At 63.9% G+C, this 15,561-nt stretch carries 13 protein-coding genes and 1 tRNA gene; 9 read left to right on the forward strand and 5 right to left on the reverse strand.

All coding sequences use genetic code 11. The features are described from left to right. Positions 1–79 precede the first annotated feature (79 nt). Positions 80–1,063 carry an autoinducer 2 ABC transporter substrate-binding protein gene (locus tag SIN08_RS16200; RefSeq protein WP_322452636.1) on the reverse strand — a complete coding sequence of 328 codons (984 nt, stop codon included), beginning with the start codon at positions 1,061–1,063 and terminating at the stop codon, positions 80–82. Between the two features lie 257 nt (positions 1,064–1,320). Between SIN08_RS16200 and SIN08_RS16205 the strand changes: the two genes are divergently transcribed. Next, on the forward strand, positions 1,321–2,430 hold the full coding sequence (locus SIN08_RS16205) for a LacI family DNA-binding transcriptional regulator (protein WP_322452637.1): 1,110 nt from the start codon (positions 1,321–1,323) through the stop codon (positions 2,428–2,430). Between the two features lie 117 nt (positions 2,431–2,547). Here SIN08_RS16205 and SIN08_RS16210 read toward each other — a convergent pair. Next, positions 2,548–2,622: transfer RNA gene (locus tag SIN08_RS16210), tRNA-Gln, on the reverse strand. Positions 2,623–2,883: 261 nt separating this feature from the next. Between SIN08_RS16210 and SIN08_RS16215 the strand changes: the two genes are divergently transcribed. Next, positions 2,884–4,830, forward strand: coding sequence for a nucleoside-diphosphate sugar epimerase/dehydratase (locus SIN08_RS16215; protein WP_322452638.1), 1,947 nt, complete (start codon positions 2,884–2,886; stop codon positions 4,828–4,830). Positions 4,831–4,845: 15 nt separating this feature from the next. Then, entirely contained in the window at positions 4,846–5,427 is a 582-nt protein-coding gene (locus tag SIN08_RS16220; RefSeq protein WP_322452639.1) for a sugar transferase, read from the forward strand. A 39-nt stretch (positions 5,428–5,466) separates the two neighbouring features. On the opposite strand, the gene galE (SIN08_RS16225) is transcribed toward SIN08_RS16220, so the two are convergent. From galE (SIN08_RS16225) to SIN08_RS16235, 3 genes are all read right to left on the reverse strand, one after another. Beyond that, positions 5,467–6,456 (reverse strand): UDP-glucose 4-epimerase GalE, encoded by a 990-nt coding sequence (gene galE / locus SIN08_RS16225; protein ID WP_322452640.1) that lies wholly within the window; start codon positions 6,454–6,456, stop codon positions 5,467–5,469. 80 nt (positions 6,457–6,536) lie between these two features. Beyond that, complete coding sequence (locus SIN08_RS16230) at positions 6,537–7,142, reverse strand: biotin transporter BioY (protein WP_322452641.1); 606 nt, start codon at positions 7,140–7,142, stop codon at positions 6,537–6,539. Positions 7,143–7,238: 96 nt separating this feature from the next. Continuing rightward, positions 7,239–8,399 (reverse strand): AraC family transcriptional regulator, encoded by a 1,161-nt coding sequence (locus SIN08_RS16235; protein ID WP_322452642.1) that lies wholly within the window; start codon positions 8,397–8,399, stop codon positions 7,239–7,241. A 376-nt stretch (positions 8,400–8,775) separates the two neighbouring features. Here SIN08_RS16235 and SIN08_RS16240 point away from each other — a divergent pair, with 376 nt between their 5' ends. The 6 genes from SIN08_RS16240 to SIN08_RS16265 are packed head-to-tail and all read left to right on the forward strand — an operon-like array spanning position 8,776 to position 15,553. Next, positions 8,776–9,789 carry a UDP-glucuronic acid decarboxylase family protein gene (locus tag SIN08_RS16240; protein WP_322452643.1) on the forward strand — a complete coding sequence of 338 codons (1,014 nt, stop codon included), beginning with the start codon at positions 8,776–8,778 and terminating at the stop codon, positions 9,787–9,789. Next, on the forward strand, positions 9,789–10,775 hold the full coding sequence (gene galE, locus SIN08_RS16245; protein WP_322452644.1) for a UDP-glucose 4-epimerase GalE: 987 nt from the start codon (positions 9,789–9,791) through the stop codon (positions 10,773–10,775). The genes SIN08_RS16240 and galE (SIN08_RS16245) overlap by 1 nt, the downstream gene beginning before the upstream one ends. Further along, positions 10,772–12,646: a glycosyltransferase family 2 protein gene (locus SIN08_RS16250; RefSeq protein ID WP_416208088.1), complete on the forward strand. Its 1,875-nt coding sequence runs from the start codon at positions 10,772–10,774 to the stop codon at positions 12,644–12,646. Before galE (SIN08_RS16245) ends, SIN08_RS16250 begins: the two co-directional genes overlap by 4 nt. A gap of 2 nt (positions 12,647–12,648) precedes the next feature. Beyond that, a complete protein-coding gene (locus tag SIN08_RS16255) occupies positions 12,649–14,043 on the forward strand; it encodes a UDP-glucose/GDP-mannose dehydrogenase family protein (RefSeq protein ID WP_322452645.1) in 1,395 nt (464 codons plus the stop codon). Then, positions 14,040–14,600 carry a DUF995 domain-containing protein gene (locus SIN08_RS16260; RefSeq protein ID WP_322452646.1) on the forward strand — a complete coding sequence of 187 codons (561 nt, stop codon included), beginning with the start codon at positions 14,040–14,042 and terminating at the stop codon, positions 14,598–14,600. The genes SIN08_RS16255 and SIN08_RS16260 overlap by 4 nt, the downstream gene beginning before the upstream one ends. Then, entirely contained in the window at positions 14,597–15,553 is a 957-nt protein-coding gene (locus SIN08_RS16265) for a glycoside hydrolase family 26 protein (RefSeq protein WP_322452647.1), read from the forward strand. The genes SIN08_RS16260 and SIN08_RS16265 overlap by 4 nt, the downstream gene beginning before the upstream one ends. The last annotated feature ends 8 nt before the right edge of the window (positions 15,554–15,561 follow it).

Consider the following 15,561-nt stretch of genomic DNA (forward strand, 5'->3'; position numbering starts at 1 on the left):
TTTTCAACCCTTGGGCGGTCGGATGAAAGGGGCTGCCGGGCCGGCCGGAGCCGGCCCGACAAGGGAGGAACGCTGAGGTTCAAAGTCCCATATCGGCCAGTTCGTCGACGGTGCCCTTGTTGATGGTCACCAGCTGGTCGACGATGAGGTTGTTGCCCTCCGGCTCGACCACGCCGAGGCCTTCGATCTCGTCACCGGCCTCGATCGTCTCGCCCTTCACGAGCATATCGGCGAGCGTGACGAAAACCTCGCCGGCCTGCTTCGGATTCCACATGAAGCCGCCGGAGATGGCGTCGGACTTGATGAGCTTGCGCCCCTGTCCCGGCGAGAAGGGACCGAGCACGAAGACTTCGCCCACTTTACGGCGCTCCTCGATGGCACGGCCGGCACCGATCGGCCCCTGGCTGCCGAAAGCGAGAAAACCCTTCAAATCGGGATGGGCCGACATCAGGTCGAGCGCGGTCGAACGGCTCTCGTCGACGTCCTCGGCGACGCCGTAGCGTTCGCCGACGAGTTCCATGTCCGGAAAGTTTTCCTCGAGATAGGCGATCGCCGCATCCGCCCATGCATTGTGGAGCGGCACCGTCAGCGAGCCGACGAAGACGGCATATTTGCCCTCGCCGCCCATCTTCTCGGCCAGAAGCTCGGCATGCGCCTCGCCGAAGCCTTCTGCGGAGGCGAGCTCGAAGTTCCAGTCCGCCCCCTTCTGCCCGGGCGATTCATGGGTGATGACGATGATGCCCTGCTCCTGCGCCTTGGTCAGCACCGGCTCCAGGACCGTGGCGTCGTTCGGCACAACCCCGATGACGTCCACGCCCTGGGCGATCAGGTCTTCGATGGCGCGCACCTGCAGCGCCGGATCCGCACTCGTCGGACCGACCATGAAGGCGTCGACGCCGAGTTCTTCCGCCCTCTCCTCGATGCCGGCCTCCATGGCATTGAACCACGGAATGCCGCCGATCTTGACGACCACACCCACCTTCGGGGTCTCCTGGGCGTGGGCGCCGAAGGCTGCAGCCACGGAAATGGTGGCCGCGAAGGCAGCCGCTAACAGACTTTTCATGTGTCTCCTCCTCTATCGGTTCCTGGGAACCAAGGGCCGGCGAAAGGCGCGGGCCCGGCGCAATAACGGCGAAGAATCAGCTTCCCGCCTCCCTTAAGAGCTGCTTTTCCACCAAGCAGCGCCACCACCGGCAAATCGTTCTTTCCTTTTTGCACAATCGATGGTGCAATGACTATCAGCCACAGATCGCCTTTCGTCAAGAGGCAAAGGCTTTCGCGGTAGGCGCGGATGCCTATAGAGATGTCCGGGGGTTTCGGATGAAGAACGACAGCAAGAAGAAGGCGACGATCTACGACCTGTCGGTGCTTTCGGGCAGTTCGCCCTCCACCGTCAGCGCGGTGCTGAACGGTACCTGGCGCAAGCGCCGGATCAAGGAAAGCACGGCCGACCTCATCCGCCGGCTCGCGGAAGAGCATCAATACACGGCGAACCGCCAGGCCCAGGGCCTGCGCAATGCGCGTTCCGGCCTCGTGGGTTTGCTGCTGCCGATCTACGACAACCGCTATTTCTCCTCGCTGGCCCAGACCTTCGAGGCAATGGTCAGGGAAAAGGGTCGGTGTCCGATCGTCGCCAGCGCCAGCCGCGACCCGGAGGAAGAGCGCGAGAAGGCCGAGACGCTGATCTCCTATTCCATCGATGCCTTGTTCATCTGCGGCGCCACCGATCCCGACGGGGTGCACGCGGTTTGCGAAAAAGCCGGCGTCAAGCACATCAATATAGATCTTCCCGGCACGAAGACCTCTTCCGTCATCAGCGACAACTACGCCGGCGGGCGGGCGCTCACCGAGGCCATCATCCACCAGTTTCCCGCCGACAAGCCGCCGCTTGCCCCGGAAGAGGTGTTCCTTTTCGGAGGCCGGAACGACCACAACAGCCGCGAGCGTATCCGCGGGTTTCGCGCGGTCAAGCGGGAGATGCTCGGCGGCGACCCGGATGCGTGCATCCAGCCGACCGGCTACTCCCCCGAGAAGACGCGCATCGCGTTCGAGGCATTCTATGAGAAGCAGGACAAGCTGCCGCGCGCGCTCTTCGTCAATTCCTCGATCAACTTCGAAGGCTTCCTGCGCTTCATGGCCAATCATCCGCACGAGACGTTCTCGGAAATCGTGGTCGGCTGCTACGACTACGATCCTTTCGCCTCGTTCCTGCCCTTCCCGGTCATCATGATCCGCCAGGACATAGAAGCCATGCTGAGTGAGGCCTTCCGCCTGATGGAGGAACCGCCGACGGCGCCGCGCATCCATCTCGTCGCCCCGAAACTCATTGCGCCGCGGACCGCGCTTACAGGGCCGCTCGACGCGCTGAAGGACATCGAACCGACCGTACAGCCAGGCGCCGATCTGATCGCTCCGCGAGCCGAGGCATGAACGCCGACGAGGCGGACAGCCCGTACGGAGCGCCATAGTCGAAAACCTGAAACGGAAGAGCAGGACGTGTTCGAATACCGGCTCGCCGGAAAAGCCGTGGCTGATTTACCGACTGAATGGCTGGGGCGGCAGGATTCGAACCTGCGCATGACGGTACCAAAAACCGTTGCCTTACCGCTTGGCTACGCCCCAACACCGGACCGGACGGCCGAGCCGCCGTCGAACCCCGCCCATATAGAGGGACCGGCGCCGCGACGCAACGCCCATGCACGGCAAACAGGATCACTATACACGAAACGCTACAGTGGCTTGCGTTTGGTGATACCCGTGCTATTCGACCTTTGCCGCGAATGCTGATAGGAGAATGCCTCAATTCTGCCTGCCGCCGCGGGCAGAATTGATATGTATTACGAAGGAGAGGGTGCGGTAATCCGTGATGGGGTGTCATAGATCATGACATTGGTTGGGATCCATCAGTGGATTCACACGCGCCCGCGCCGCACGAAGCGGGCCCTGCTTCTTGCTGCCGATATCATCGGGCTGACGATGATTATCTGGCTCGCCTATTGCTTTCGCTTCGAGCGGCTCTTCATCCCCAACCGCGAACAGATATTCCTGATTCTCGCGGGCCCGGCCATCGCCATTCCGGTTTTCGTCTATATGGGCCTCTACCGCGCGGTGCTGCGTTATCTGCGCGAGCGGGCGATCTGGACCATTGTCCAGGCCGTGACAATCTCGACGCTCATCTGGGTCTCGATGGTCTTTCTCACCCTCTCCTACGGCGCGGAGGGCGTGCCCCGCACGATCGTCGTGCTCTACTGGATCGGCGGGATCGTGGCCGTGACCGGGAGCCGCTTCGGAATCAAATGGCTGCTGCGGCGCGGCCTGCCGCGGCCGAAGGAGAAGACGCGGGTCCTGATCTTCGGTGCCGGCGACGCTGCGGCACAACTCGCCGAGGCGCTGCGTGCCGCTGGCGATTGCCAGGTCCTGGGCTTCCTCAGCGACGACCCCAGCCTGCAAGGCATGGATATTCTCGGAATCCGCATTTATCCGACCGCGCGGATTGGAGAACTCATCACCAATATGGGAATTCACGAAGTCATCATCGCCACGACATCATCGAGCACGCGCAAGCGGCGCGAGGTTGTGGCGAGCCTCGGGCAGTTCCCGGTCAAAATCCGGGTCCTGCCGCCGATCGCCGATCTGGCCGCCGGCAAATATCTCGTCAGCTATATCCGCGATATCGACATCGACGACCTGCTGGGCCGGTCGCCGGTCCCCGCCGATCCGGCATTGCTGCGCGCGCCGGTCGAAGGCCGCGTGATTCTCATCACCGGGGCGGCGGGCTCGATCGGCTCGGCGGTTTGCCGCACCGTCGCCCAGGCCAATCCTGCCAAGCTCATCCTGCTGGATTTCAACGAACTGGGCCTCTACCAGATCGAGCGTGAACTGCGCCGCTACGGCGCCTTCCCGCTGGTCGCTGTCCTCGGCTCCATCACCGATGCGCGCCTTCTTCGCCGCGTCCTGGACGAGCACAAGGTCGAGACCGTCTACCATTGCGCCGCCTACAAGCATGTCTCCCTCGTCGAGGAGAACCAACTCGAAGGCGTGCGCAACAACGTGATGGGCACGCTCACGGTGGTGAAGGAAGCCTGCGCCTCGACTGTCGAGAATTTCGTCCTCATCTCTTCCGACAAAGCGGTGCGGCCGAAGAGCGTGATGGGCGCAACGAAGCGCTGGGCGGAACTGATCGTGCGCCACTACGGGATGCAGGCGGCACGGAAGAACGGCAAAAGACGGGTTTTCTCCTGCGTGCGGTTCGGAAACGTGATCGGCTCCAGCGGCTCGGTGGTGCCGCTCTTCAAGGAGCAGATCGCCGCCGGCGGCCCGGTGACGCTGACCCATGAAGGCATGACGCGCTATTTCATGTCCGTGCGCGAGGCCGCGGAACTGATCGTTCAGGCGGGCGCGCTGTCCACCAGTTGCGACATCCTGCTGCTCGACATGGGCGAGCCGGTGAAGATTCGCGACCTGGCGGAAGATATGATCATGCTTGCCGGCCTCACCGTGCGGGACGCGGACAATCCGGACGGAGACATCGAGATCGTCACCATTGGTATGCGCCCGGCCGAAAAGCTGTGCGAGGAGCTGTTTTACGATCCTTCCGGCGTCACGGCGACGCGCCATCCCAAGATCCTGCGCGCCAAGCCGCAGGATGGCACTGCCGGGGGCGTGCCCGCCATGCTGAAGCAGCTCAGCGACGCGATCGAGAGCGGCGACGAGGCGGAGGTTAGGCGCGTACTCTTCGAGCAATTGAAGGAAAACGACAGCGAGCGGGCGAACCAGGCTTTGCCGCAGCACGCCGTCGAGACGACCACGCAACTTCGGCATTCGGCCTAACGAAAAGGAGCAGCCGTGGCGCAATCCGCAGCCGACGCCTTACGGCAGGAATATCGGCCTCATCGTCCCAAACGCATTTTCGATCTTGTCCTGGCCGTTCCGTTTGCCGCGCTGTCCCTGCCAGTGTTGGTCCTGATGGCGGCGGTTATCCGCGTGTCGTCGAAAGGTCCGGTCGTCTACGCGCAGACACGGGTCGGCCGCCATGGCATCCCCTTCCGATGTTACAAGCTCAGGACAATGCATGTGGACACACCATCCGTGCCGACCCACGAGATGGCGCCCAACGCCGTGACGCCGGTCGGGCGTTTTCTGCGGCGGACGAAGCTCGACGAACTTCCGCAGTTGTGGAATGTCTTGCGGGGGGACATGTCGCTTGTCGGGCCGCGCCCCTGCCTTCCCGAACAGGAGGAATTGATCCGCCATCGGCTGCATCAGGGGGTGCTCGCCGTGGCGCCAGGCATGACGGGTCTGTCGCAGGTGCGCGGCATCGACATGTCGAATCCGGCGCTGTGCGCAAAGACCGATGCGGAGTATCTGCGCAACTGGTCGCTCGGCCGCGATGTTTCACTCCTGGCGCAAACCTTCAGGCGGTCGTAGCGGCTTCGGGAAAGCCGGAGCCAATCTCACTGCAATTGTCTAAACCCGGTTGCGCCGCGAAAGCACCTTTTCCCAGTCAAGCGCATGGGTGACGATCTCCTCGAGGTCGTCATGGGCCGGCTTCCAGTCGAGCTCGGTAAAACACCGCTCTGCACTGGCGACGATCTCGACGGCATCGCCCGGCCGGCGCGCGCTCTTCCGCACGGCGAAATCCGTTCCTGCCACGCGCTTGACCGTGTCGATGACCTCCAGCACGGAGAAGCCTCGCCCGTAGCCGCAATTGGCCACCAGGCTGCCGCCGCCCTGTCTCAGGCGCTGCAGCGCCAGATAATGCGCGTTCACCAGGTCCGAGACGTGGATGTAGTCACGCACGCAGGTGCCGTCGTGCGTGGGATAATCGTCGCCAAAGACTTCCATATGCGGGCGCTTGCCGGCGGCCGTCTCGCAGGCGACCTTGATGAGGTGCGTGGCGCCGCGGGTGGATTGACCGGAGCGCTGCCCTGGGTCGGCGCCCGCGACGTTGAAGTAGCGCAGGGCCGTATAGGCGAAGTCGTGGGCGGCGGCGACGTCGCGCAGCATGGTTTCGGTCATGAGCTTCGATGTGCCGTAGGGCGACTCGGGCGCGAGCGGATCGTCTTCCGTCACCGGATTGCTGCGCGGCGTGCCGTAGACGGCGGCGGTCGAGGAGAAGATGAAGTGCGGCACGCCGCACCGCACCGCGCTTTCGATGAGGGCGCGCGACTTGACCGTGTTGTTGAGATAATAGCCGAGTGGGTCGGCGACGGATTCGGGCACCACGATCGACCCGGCGAAATGGATGATCGCATCGACGCCGCGGCGCTCGATCGTCCGCTCTACCAGCGCCTGGTCGCCGACATCGCCCACGACGAGTTCGGCCGCCTGCGGCACCGCCCAGTCGAAGCCGGTGGACAACCGGTCGATCACCACCACCTCTTCGCCACGGTCAAGCAACTCCCAGACCATGTGGCTGCCGATATATCCGGCTCCACCCGTCACGAGCACAGTCAAGGCGAACACCCTCCTTCATAGGAAAAGGGCCATGGGGCAAGCCGCGCCCATGGCCCTCACACGTTCTCCACGGTGGACGGTCAAGCCCGGCCTAGACCCAGACCCCTTAAGGCGGCCCAGCCCGCCGGCACGAGACAAGCCGCGAGCGCCGCCTTGACGAGATCCGGCAAGATAAAGGGCAGCACGCCGAACTGCCATGCGCCGTCGGCGCCGATCAGTACGGAAAGCCAGGCAAATCCGAGGAACAGGAGCATTGCCTGCGCCAGAAACATCACCGCTCCGAGCTTCAGGACATTGCGGTCCCAGCCGCGATCGGCAGCATAGCCGACCATCGCCGCCATGACGACGAACCCGACGAGGTAGCCGCCCGTCGGCCCAACCATATAAGCCAGGCCAATCCCCTTTTCGGGCGTGCTTTGAAACACGGGAAAGCCCATGGCGCCCTCGGCCAGATAGAGCAGGAGCGTGGCCACGCCGAGCCGCATGCCGAAGGAGGCGGCGATGAGCAGGATCGCCAGGTTCTGGAGCGAAAGATCGACCGGTCCCAGCACCACCTTGGTCTTGGCGGCCAGTGTCAAAAGCAGCGTGCCGCCGACGACGGCGAGCGCTTGTGCGGCGATGCGCGCCGTCCCGGAGCGGGGCAAGGCAAGAGATACGAGCGATCGAGAAGCTATCGCCTGCGACATGGGACCTCCGTGGACTTCTTCTGATGGATGCGAACTGCTTTCTCTATATTCGCTTCCGTGCGCAGCGGCAATAAGCCGACGCCACGCCGACGCTTGTCAGGGCGCAAGCGTCCTGAGCCACTCGTCAAACGAACGCGTTGCCTTCTGTTCGGAGGCGGGTTCGGCCTGCGTGGGAGCCGATGTCGCGACGGCGTTGCGCGCCTCGCGCGGGCTATAGCCGAACTCATGGCTGAAGGCGCGGCTGAAATTCGCCGCCGACTCAAACCCGACGGATTGCGCGATATCCAGGATGCGCTGATCGTTCTCGGGATCGCTGAGCGCCGCGTGTGCGGCGATCAGCCGGCGTCGACGGATGTAGTGAAGGACACCGCCGCTGGGCTCGAACAGTTGGTAAAGACGGGTACGCGAGATGCCCAGGGCCCGGGACAGCGCATCGGGCGTCAGATCCGGTGAGTGAAGGTTGCGGTGGATATGGCGGCGTGCGCGCTCCATCAGACCGGGATTGGCCTGATTCTCCGAAGCCGGTTGCTGGCCGGCAACCGCGGAAAGGCAGGCCACCACCATATCCCTCACCGTTTGCACGACCCGTGGCAGGTCCTGCGCCGAGAGGCTGTCCAGCGTGGCCTCGACGCTGCCGACATAGTCGGTCAAAAGGGTCGCCAGATTGCCCGACAGGATCGAGTTGTTCGCTCCGTCCAGCACGGCCGGCTTGTCGGCGAACAGGTCGCGCGGCATATAGATGAGTACCGTTTCGCAATCGAGCGCGCGCCCGCTGAAAGGCTGGCCGAGCGATCTGAACTCGACCTGACCCGGCGCGCCCTCCGCCACCTCTCCGTTCACTTCCGTCCAGCTATGCCCGCTGCGCGGGATGCTCAGATACCAGTGATCGACGGGGCTGGCGCGTAGCCTGGCGGACGAACGGACATAGCTGTGAGCGGGCGTACGCTGCTGGACGAAGAGGATCTCGCCCAGGTGCCAGGCCGTGTGATCGGCAGGAAAGCCGCCGTCGATGCTCGTGCCCTCGGGCAAGCGGATATCCACCAGTGAGGCGACGTAGGCTTGCCAGGCATCAAACTGGTGCGCCTGCTCGAGTGCGCGGGTGGAAAAGTGCAACGGGTCGAGAACAGGCGGAGCCGGTGCATGGGGCGGTGCCTGACGGAGAGTGCGCGGCCAGCGGCGGCGCTCATGCGCCTGATGGTCGGACGAGTCCGTGCGTTGGCCGAAGCCGCGCCCAGACTTCCACACACCGTCCGACATCCAGCTCACCTGCCTCCAAACGTCATAAAATTCTTCTGATAAACCAATCAGCCGATTTTGAGGCGACGGATGAGTATCCACAGACCGGTCGCGAGAAAGTTGCAGGCGGATACGGCGGCGGGCTCGCCATCGACCGCGTAGGCGCGGCTACCGTCGGTTTTTTCGTAAAAATGTACATGCTGATAACTTTCCGGACGAACCGATAACGACACGCTCCTCTTGTCCGTATATCAGAATAATCAAGCTTTCCCCTCGTCCTCCGAAAGAGGACAGGCAGACATTCGCGAATAAGCAAGTCGCCCGTCGCATAAACGGACAGTATTCTTGCGCCCTGGGGAAGGCATAGGACAATACAAATAGTGAATTGGGGCTGATCGTGGGTATTATTTACAATGCGCAATCCCGTGTGGCCGTGGCGCAGGCACCGCGGCGAATCCTCGTCACCGGCGGTGCGGGCTTTCTCGGTTCGCATCTGTGCGAAAGACTGCTGGAGGCCGGGCACCACATTATCTGTGTCGACAATTTTTCCACCGGACTGATGCGCAATGTGCGGCATCTGTCGCGCTACAACTCCTTCAGTGTCGTCAACCACGACATCGTCGAGCCGCTCGATATCGAGATCGACGAGATCTACAATCTCGCCAGCCCCGCCTCTCCTCCGCACTACCAGGCCGATCCCGTTCATACGACCCGGACGAATGTCATCGGCTCGCTCAATCTGCTGGAGCTGGCTGAAAGCCGAAACGCCCGCATTTTCCAGGCTTCCACCTCGGAGGTGTACGGCGATCCGCACGTCCATCCGCAGGTCGAAAGCTACTGGGGCAACGTCAATCCGTTCGGGCCGCGTGCCTGCTACGACGAGGGCAAGCGCTGCGCCGAGACCCTGTTTCACGATTTTCGGGCGCGGCGCGGGGTCGAGGTCAAGATCGCCCGCATCTTCAACACCTACGGTCCGCGTATGCGTCCCGACGACGGGCGCGTGGTGTCGAACTTCATCGTCCAGGCGCTCAAGGGCGAGGATATCACCATTTACGGCGACGGCACCCAGACCCGCTCCTTCTGTTACGTGGACGACCTGATCGAAGGCTTCGTACGCCTGATGGGTACGGACCCCTCCTTCAGCGGTCCGGTGAACCTCGGCAATCCCGGAGAATTCACCATCGCCGAGCTGGCCGAGCAGGTCGTCGAGATCACCGGGAGCCGTTCACGCATCGTAAACCGCCCCCTGCCGGTGGACGATCCGCGCCAGCGCCGCCCCGACATCACGCTTGCAGAGCGTGTGCTGGGATGGCGGCCGCGCGTGCCCCTTTCCGAGGGGTTGAAGGATACGATCCTCTATTTCGAGCGCGTCCTCGCACAGTCGGTCCGCGAGCGCGAAGAGGTGGCCTGATGCCTGCGCGCAGAATCCTCGTCACCGGCGGCGCGGGCTTCATCGGCAGCCACACCGCCAAGCTGCTCAACTCCCGTGGCATCGAGCCGATCGTCTACGACAATCTGACGACGGGCAACCGTTCGGCAGTGCGCTGGGGACCGTTCGTGCACGGGGATATTCTGGACACGCTGCATCTGGTCCAAGCAATCGAGCAATACGAACCCGTCGCGGTGATCCATTTTGCGGCATCGGCTTATGTCGGAGAGTCGGTCCAGGACCCGGCGAAGTATTACCGCAACAATGTCTCCGGTACGCTGTCGCTGCTGGAAGCTTGCCGACTGGCCGGCATCGACAAGGTGATCCTCTCCTCCAGCTGCGCCGTATACGGCGTGCCGGAAACTTTGCCGATCAGCGAGACCACGCCGCAGCATCCCATTAATCCGTACGGACGGACGAAGCTGATCACCGAGCACATGCTGCGTGATCATGCTGCCGCCTTTGGCCTGCGCTATGTGGCGCTGCGCTATTTCAACGCCTGTGGCGCCGACCTCGACGGCGAACTCGGCGAATGGCACGACCCCGAAACACACCTCATTCCGCGCGCCCTCCTGGCCGCAAGCGGCAGGATCCCGCATCTGGAGGTGTTCGGCGACGATTACGCAACGCCCGACGGAACCTGCATCCGCGACTATGTCCACGTCGCGGATCTGGCGCGGGCGCATCTGCTGGCTTTCGAGCACCTGGTCGGCGGCGGGGAGAACCTGGCCCTTAACGTGGGGACCGGACAGGGTTCCTCCATCAAGGAAATCCTTGCGGCCGTTCGCAAGACGACAGGGCGCGAGGTCCCGGTCACCTTTCGCTCCCGCCGAGCGGGCGATCCGCCGGCGCTCTATGCCGATCCAACCCTTGCCCGCAGCATGCTCGGCTTCAAGACGCGCTATTCCGACGTGGAGACGATCGTACGCACCGCCGCCCCCTTCTTCGGCCTGGAGGCACGGGCATGAAACACGTCGCGGTAAATGACGTGACCGGCTCCCACGCGCTGGGCGCGGATCCGACGCACGAGCCGCTCATGGTGCCGCTCATCAGCGGATACCGGCGCGTGGAATATCTGGCAGGCGTCGCCCTCTGGATCGCTGCGCTGGCCTATTTCTGGGCCTGGTGGCTGCGCCCGGAGCACCATTTCAGCATCTTCGGTTCCGTGCTCGTCACGGCCGTAATCGCCTGGGTCACGCTTCTGCCGGCCTATTTCATCGCCGTCTTCTATCGGGCAAGGAAGCCGAACGGTCCCTTGCGCCTGCCGGCCGGTAGCCGCGTCGCCATGGTGGTTACCAAGGCGCCGTCGGAACCCTTCCCGGTGGTCGCGGAGACGCTGCGGGCGATGCTGGCGCAAGACGTGCCGCACGACACGTGGCTCGCAGACGAGGACCCCTCCCCCGAAACGCTCGACTGGTGCTGGCGGCACGGGGTGTTCGTGTCCACCCGCAAGGGGCGGGCGGACTATCACCGCACGAGCTGGCCGCGGCGCACGCGCTGCAAGGAAGGCAACCTCGCCTTCTTCTACGACCACTACGGATATGAACGCTACGATTTCGTGGCCCAGCTCGACGCCGACCACGTGCCGGAGCCCGACTATCTCTACCAGATTCTGCGTCCCTTCGCCGATCCGGCCATCGGCTATGTGTCGGCGCCCAGCATCTGCGACAGGAACGCCGCCGAGAGCTGGTCGGCGCGCGGGCGGCTCTATGCGGAAGCGAGCATGCACGGGTCATTGCAGGCCGGATACAACGGTGGCCTGGCGCCGCTGTGCATCGGCTCGCACTACGCCGTGCGCACCGCGGCGCTGAAGGAGATCGGCGGGCTCGGGCCCGAACTCGCCGAGGATCATTCCACGACGCTGATGATGAACGCCCACGGCTGGCGCGGCGTCCATGCGCTGGAAGCGATCGCCCACGGCGACGGGCCGCGCACGTTCGGCGACCTGGTCACGCAGGAATTCCAGTGGTCACGCAGCCTCGTCATGCTGCTCCTGCAGTATTCGCCGAAGCTGGTCGGGCATCTGCCGCCACGCCTGAAGTTCCAGTTCCTCTTCTCACAGTTCTGGTATCCGCTCTTTTCGCTGTTCATGGCGCTGATGTTCGCCATGCCGATCCTGGCGCTCCTGCGCGGCGAGAACTTCGTGGCGGTAACCTATCCGACCTTCCTCGCCCATTTCGCGCCGCTCTCGCTCGTCCTCGTGCTGCTTGCATTTCGCTGGCGAGCCACCGGCTCCTTCCGGCCGCTCGATGCGAAGATCCTGAGCTGGGAATCCATGCTCTTCCTCTTCGCGCGGTGGCCTTGGGCGCTGGCCGGATCGCTCGCCGCGCTGCGGGACTGGATCACCGGCTCCTTCGTCGATTTCCGCGTCACGCCGAAGGGCGGCTCCGAAGTGGATCCGCTGCCGCTGCGCGTCCTGGCGCCATACGGCTTTCTGTCCATCGCCTCGCTGGTCCCGGTGCTTCTGGTGAACGATGCGGGAGAAACGCGCGGCTTCTACCTCTTCGCCATCGTCAACGCGGTGGTCTACACGACGCTCCTTTGCGTGATCGTCATCCGGCACGCCCGCGAAAACGCCGTGCGCGTGACGAGCCGCACCTATCGTCCGGCAATGGCCGCCAGCCTTTTGGCTCTTCTCGTTCTGCCAAGCATCGCCACGGCGGAGCGCGGAAAGGAAGGGCTCGAGGCGCTTGCCTGGGGTGCTGGCAGCTTCCGCCTTTTCGAGGAGCGCTTCTCCGTCGCCGGTGCCGGCATCGGCGGAACGGATCTGCGCAGGACCGTCTTCCGCCCCCACTGGCTTCCCCCCAAATCCGGAACCTCAAACGAAAACGAGTCGTGAAAATGAAAATCGCAATGATAGGAACGGGTTACGTCGGCCTCGTCAGCGGCACATGCTTCGCCGAATGGGGCCATGAAGTGGCCTGCGTCGACAAGAACGCCGAAAAGATCGCCGGGCTCAATCAGGGGAAGCTCCCCATCTACGAACCCGGCCTCGACGAACTGGTGGAGCGCAACACCGTCGCCGGACGCTTGTCCTTCACCACAGATCTGGCGGAAGCGGTGCAGGATGCCGCCGCCGTCTTCATCGCGGTCGGGACCCCCTCGCGCGCCGGGCACGGCGATGCCGATCTCTCCTTCGTTTATATGGCCGCCAAGGAGATTGCGCCGCTGCTTTGTGACGGTGCCGTGGTGGTCGTCAAGTCGACCGTTCCGGTAGGCACCGGGGACGCGGTCGAGAAGATCATCTCGACGGTGCGCAGGCCGGGCAGCTTCTCCGTCGCCTCCAACCCCGAGTTCCTCCGCGAGGGCGTTGCCATCCGCGACTTTCTCGAGCCCGATCGCGTGGTGATCGGTGTCGAGGACGCGAACGCGCGCGCGGTTCTCATGGCGCTCTACAGCGGCCCGCTTGCCGAAGACGAGTCTCCGATCGTGGTCACCCAGCGCCGCACGTCGGAACTGATCAAGTATGCGTCCAACGCCTTCCTGGCCACGAAAATCACCTTCATCAACGAACTCGCGGACCTTTGCGAGCAGGTCGGGACCAATGTCAGCGAGCTCGCCCTCGGCATGGGGCTCGACAAGCGCATCGGCACGAGCTTCCTGAATGCCGGGCCGGGCTATGGCGGTTCCTGCTTCCCCAAGGACACTCTGGCGCTCCTGCGCACGGCGCAGGACCACGGGGTGGCGCTGCGCATCGTCGAGGAGACGGTGACGGCGAACGAAGCGCGCAAGCGCAAGATGGCCCTGAAGGTGCTCGATGCCGTCGGCGGCGATGTCGATGGCATGACGATCGCGGTCCTGGGCCTGACCTTCAAGCCCGACACGGACGATATGCGCGACGCCCCCTCGGTGCCCCTGATCGAGACCCTGCAGCGCTTCGGAGCCACCGTCCGCGCGCACGATCCGGTGGGGATGGAAAACGCGGCCCAGATCCTCGAGGACGTGGCGCTGTTCGAGGACCCATACGAATGTGCCCGTGGCGCCGACGCCGTCGTCATCGTCACCGAATGGGAAAGCATCCGCCGCATCAATCTGAAGCTTTTGCGGCAGCTCGTACGCAGGCCCGCGCTGATCGACCTGCGCCACACCTTCGAGCCAGGCGCGGCGGAAGCCTGCGGCTTTCAGCTTTGTGCAGTCGGACGGCCGACGCCGCGCGGTGGCGATACCGCCGCGATGATGACCACCGCCAGGAGCAACAGGGAGCCGGCGGGCTATAACGGAGGGCGCAACCGATGAAACGAACCAGACGCAACCAAACCATGTGCCTCGCCCTCGTCGCCGCCGCGATGCTGGGCGGGCCCGGCAAGGCCGCCGGCGAGGAACTGCCCGACGACGCGCGGCCCATGAGCGCAGTGGAACTGCACGGGATTTACCACGACAGAAGCTGGAAGTGGTCGGAAGGCGCGGCTTACCTGCGCGACGAGGGGCGTTCCTTCATCGCCTGGGCCGGTACCGGCGAGTCCGCAAGCTGGGCAGAGGGCCGGTGGATCCTTACCGACGAAGGAGAACTGTGCCTGAAAGGCGAATGGCACAGCCAAACGGGCGTCTATCCCGATGGGACCTGTTTCGTCCACCGGATCCATGAAGGCACCGTCTACCAGAGGCGCGAGCCCTCCGGTGACTGGTACGCCTTCCTGACGGACGACGACAAGGAATCCGACGCGTTCACCAAGGATGATCTCGTCTCCAGCAAGCTGGAATCCATCCGGCAGACGCTGAAGGCGGGAATGGAAAGCGAAGAAGCATCATCCCTCGCGCAAGCGGGCGATGAACAGGACGGAGAAGGGCAATGAGAAGAACACCAAAGACTATCGCACTTTCGATCGCCGCCTTGATGGTCTCAGCGGCCGTCGTGGCGGCTCCGACACAGCCCCGCGGGCTGCCGAATCCCGATTCGCCGACGGCCCGCGAACCGTCGGACAAGCGGCCGATCATCACCGAGGACTCGATTGTCTTCGGCGCTTACGACCCGCACGGGGATTTCAGCGAGGATCCGAACTCCGAGGTCGAACACCTCTTCCTTCCGTGGGAGGACGTGGACCTGTCGACCCTGTCGATCGCCGACGCCTATGCGCGCGAGCGCGGGCGATCGCTCCTGATCACCATCGAGCCGTGGTCCTGGTCGATCGACTGGCGGCTATCGCCGGAGGAACTCTATCGCGGCATCGCCAACGGCGCCTACGACGCCAACATGGCGGCGATCTGCACGGAAATTTCCAAGCTCGAAAGCCCGGTCGTCATCCGCTGGGCCCAGGAGATGGACGAGGACGACAACCAGTTCACCTGGGCGCACTGGCGGCCGCAGGAATATGTGGCGGCCTATCGCCGCTCGGTCACGGAGTGCCGCAAGCACGTGAAGGATGCACGCTTCATGTGGTCGCCGAAGGGCAACGAGGGTCTCGAGGTCTTCTATCCCGGCGATGAATACGTCGACATCGTCGGCCTCTCCGTCTTTGGCTATCAGACCTACGACCAGGGCGAGACCGGCCGGGACTGGACCTTCATGGAGCGGCTTGCTCCGGGATACGAACGTGCCGTTGGCTTCGGGAAGCCCATCTGGGTGGCCGAACTCGGCTATGAAGGCGATCGGTCCTACGTCCGTAACTGGGCCGAGAACGTCGCCAAGCCTCACCCGCAATTCCCCGAACTCGTCGCCGTCGTCTACTTCAACGACCGCGAGGTCTATCCGTGGCCGAAGGACTATGGCCGCCCCGACTGGCGGGTGGTCCAGCAGGCCGTCAACTGACACGCAAG

This window comes from Chelativorans sp. M5D2P16 (assembly GCF_034427935.1).
In the GTDB taxonomy this organism is placed as follows: Bacteria; Pseudomonadota; Alphaproteobacteria; order Rhizobiales; family Rhizobiaceae; genus Chelativorans.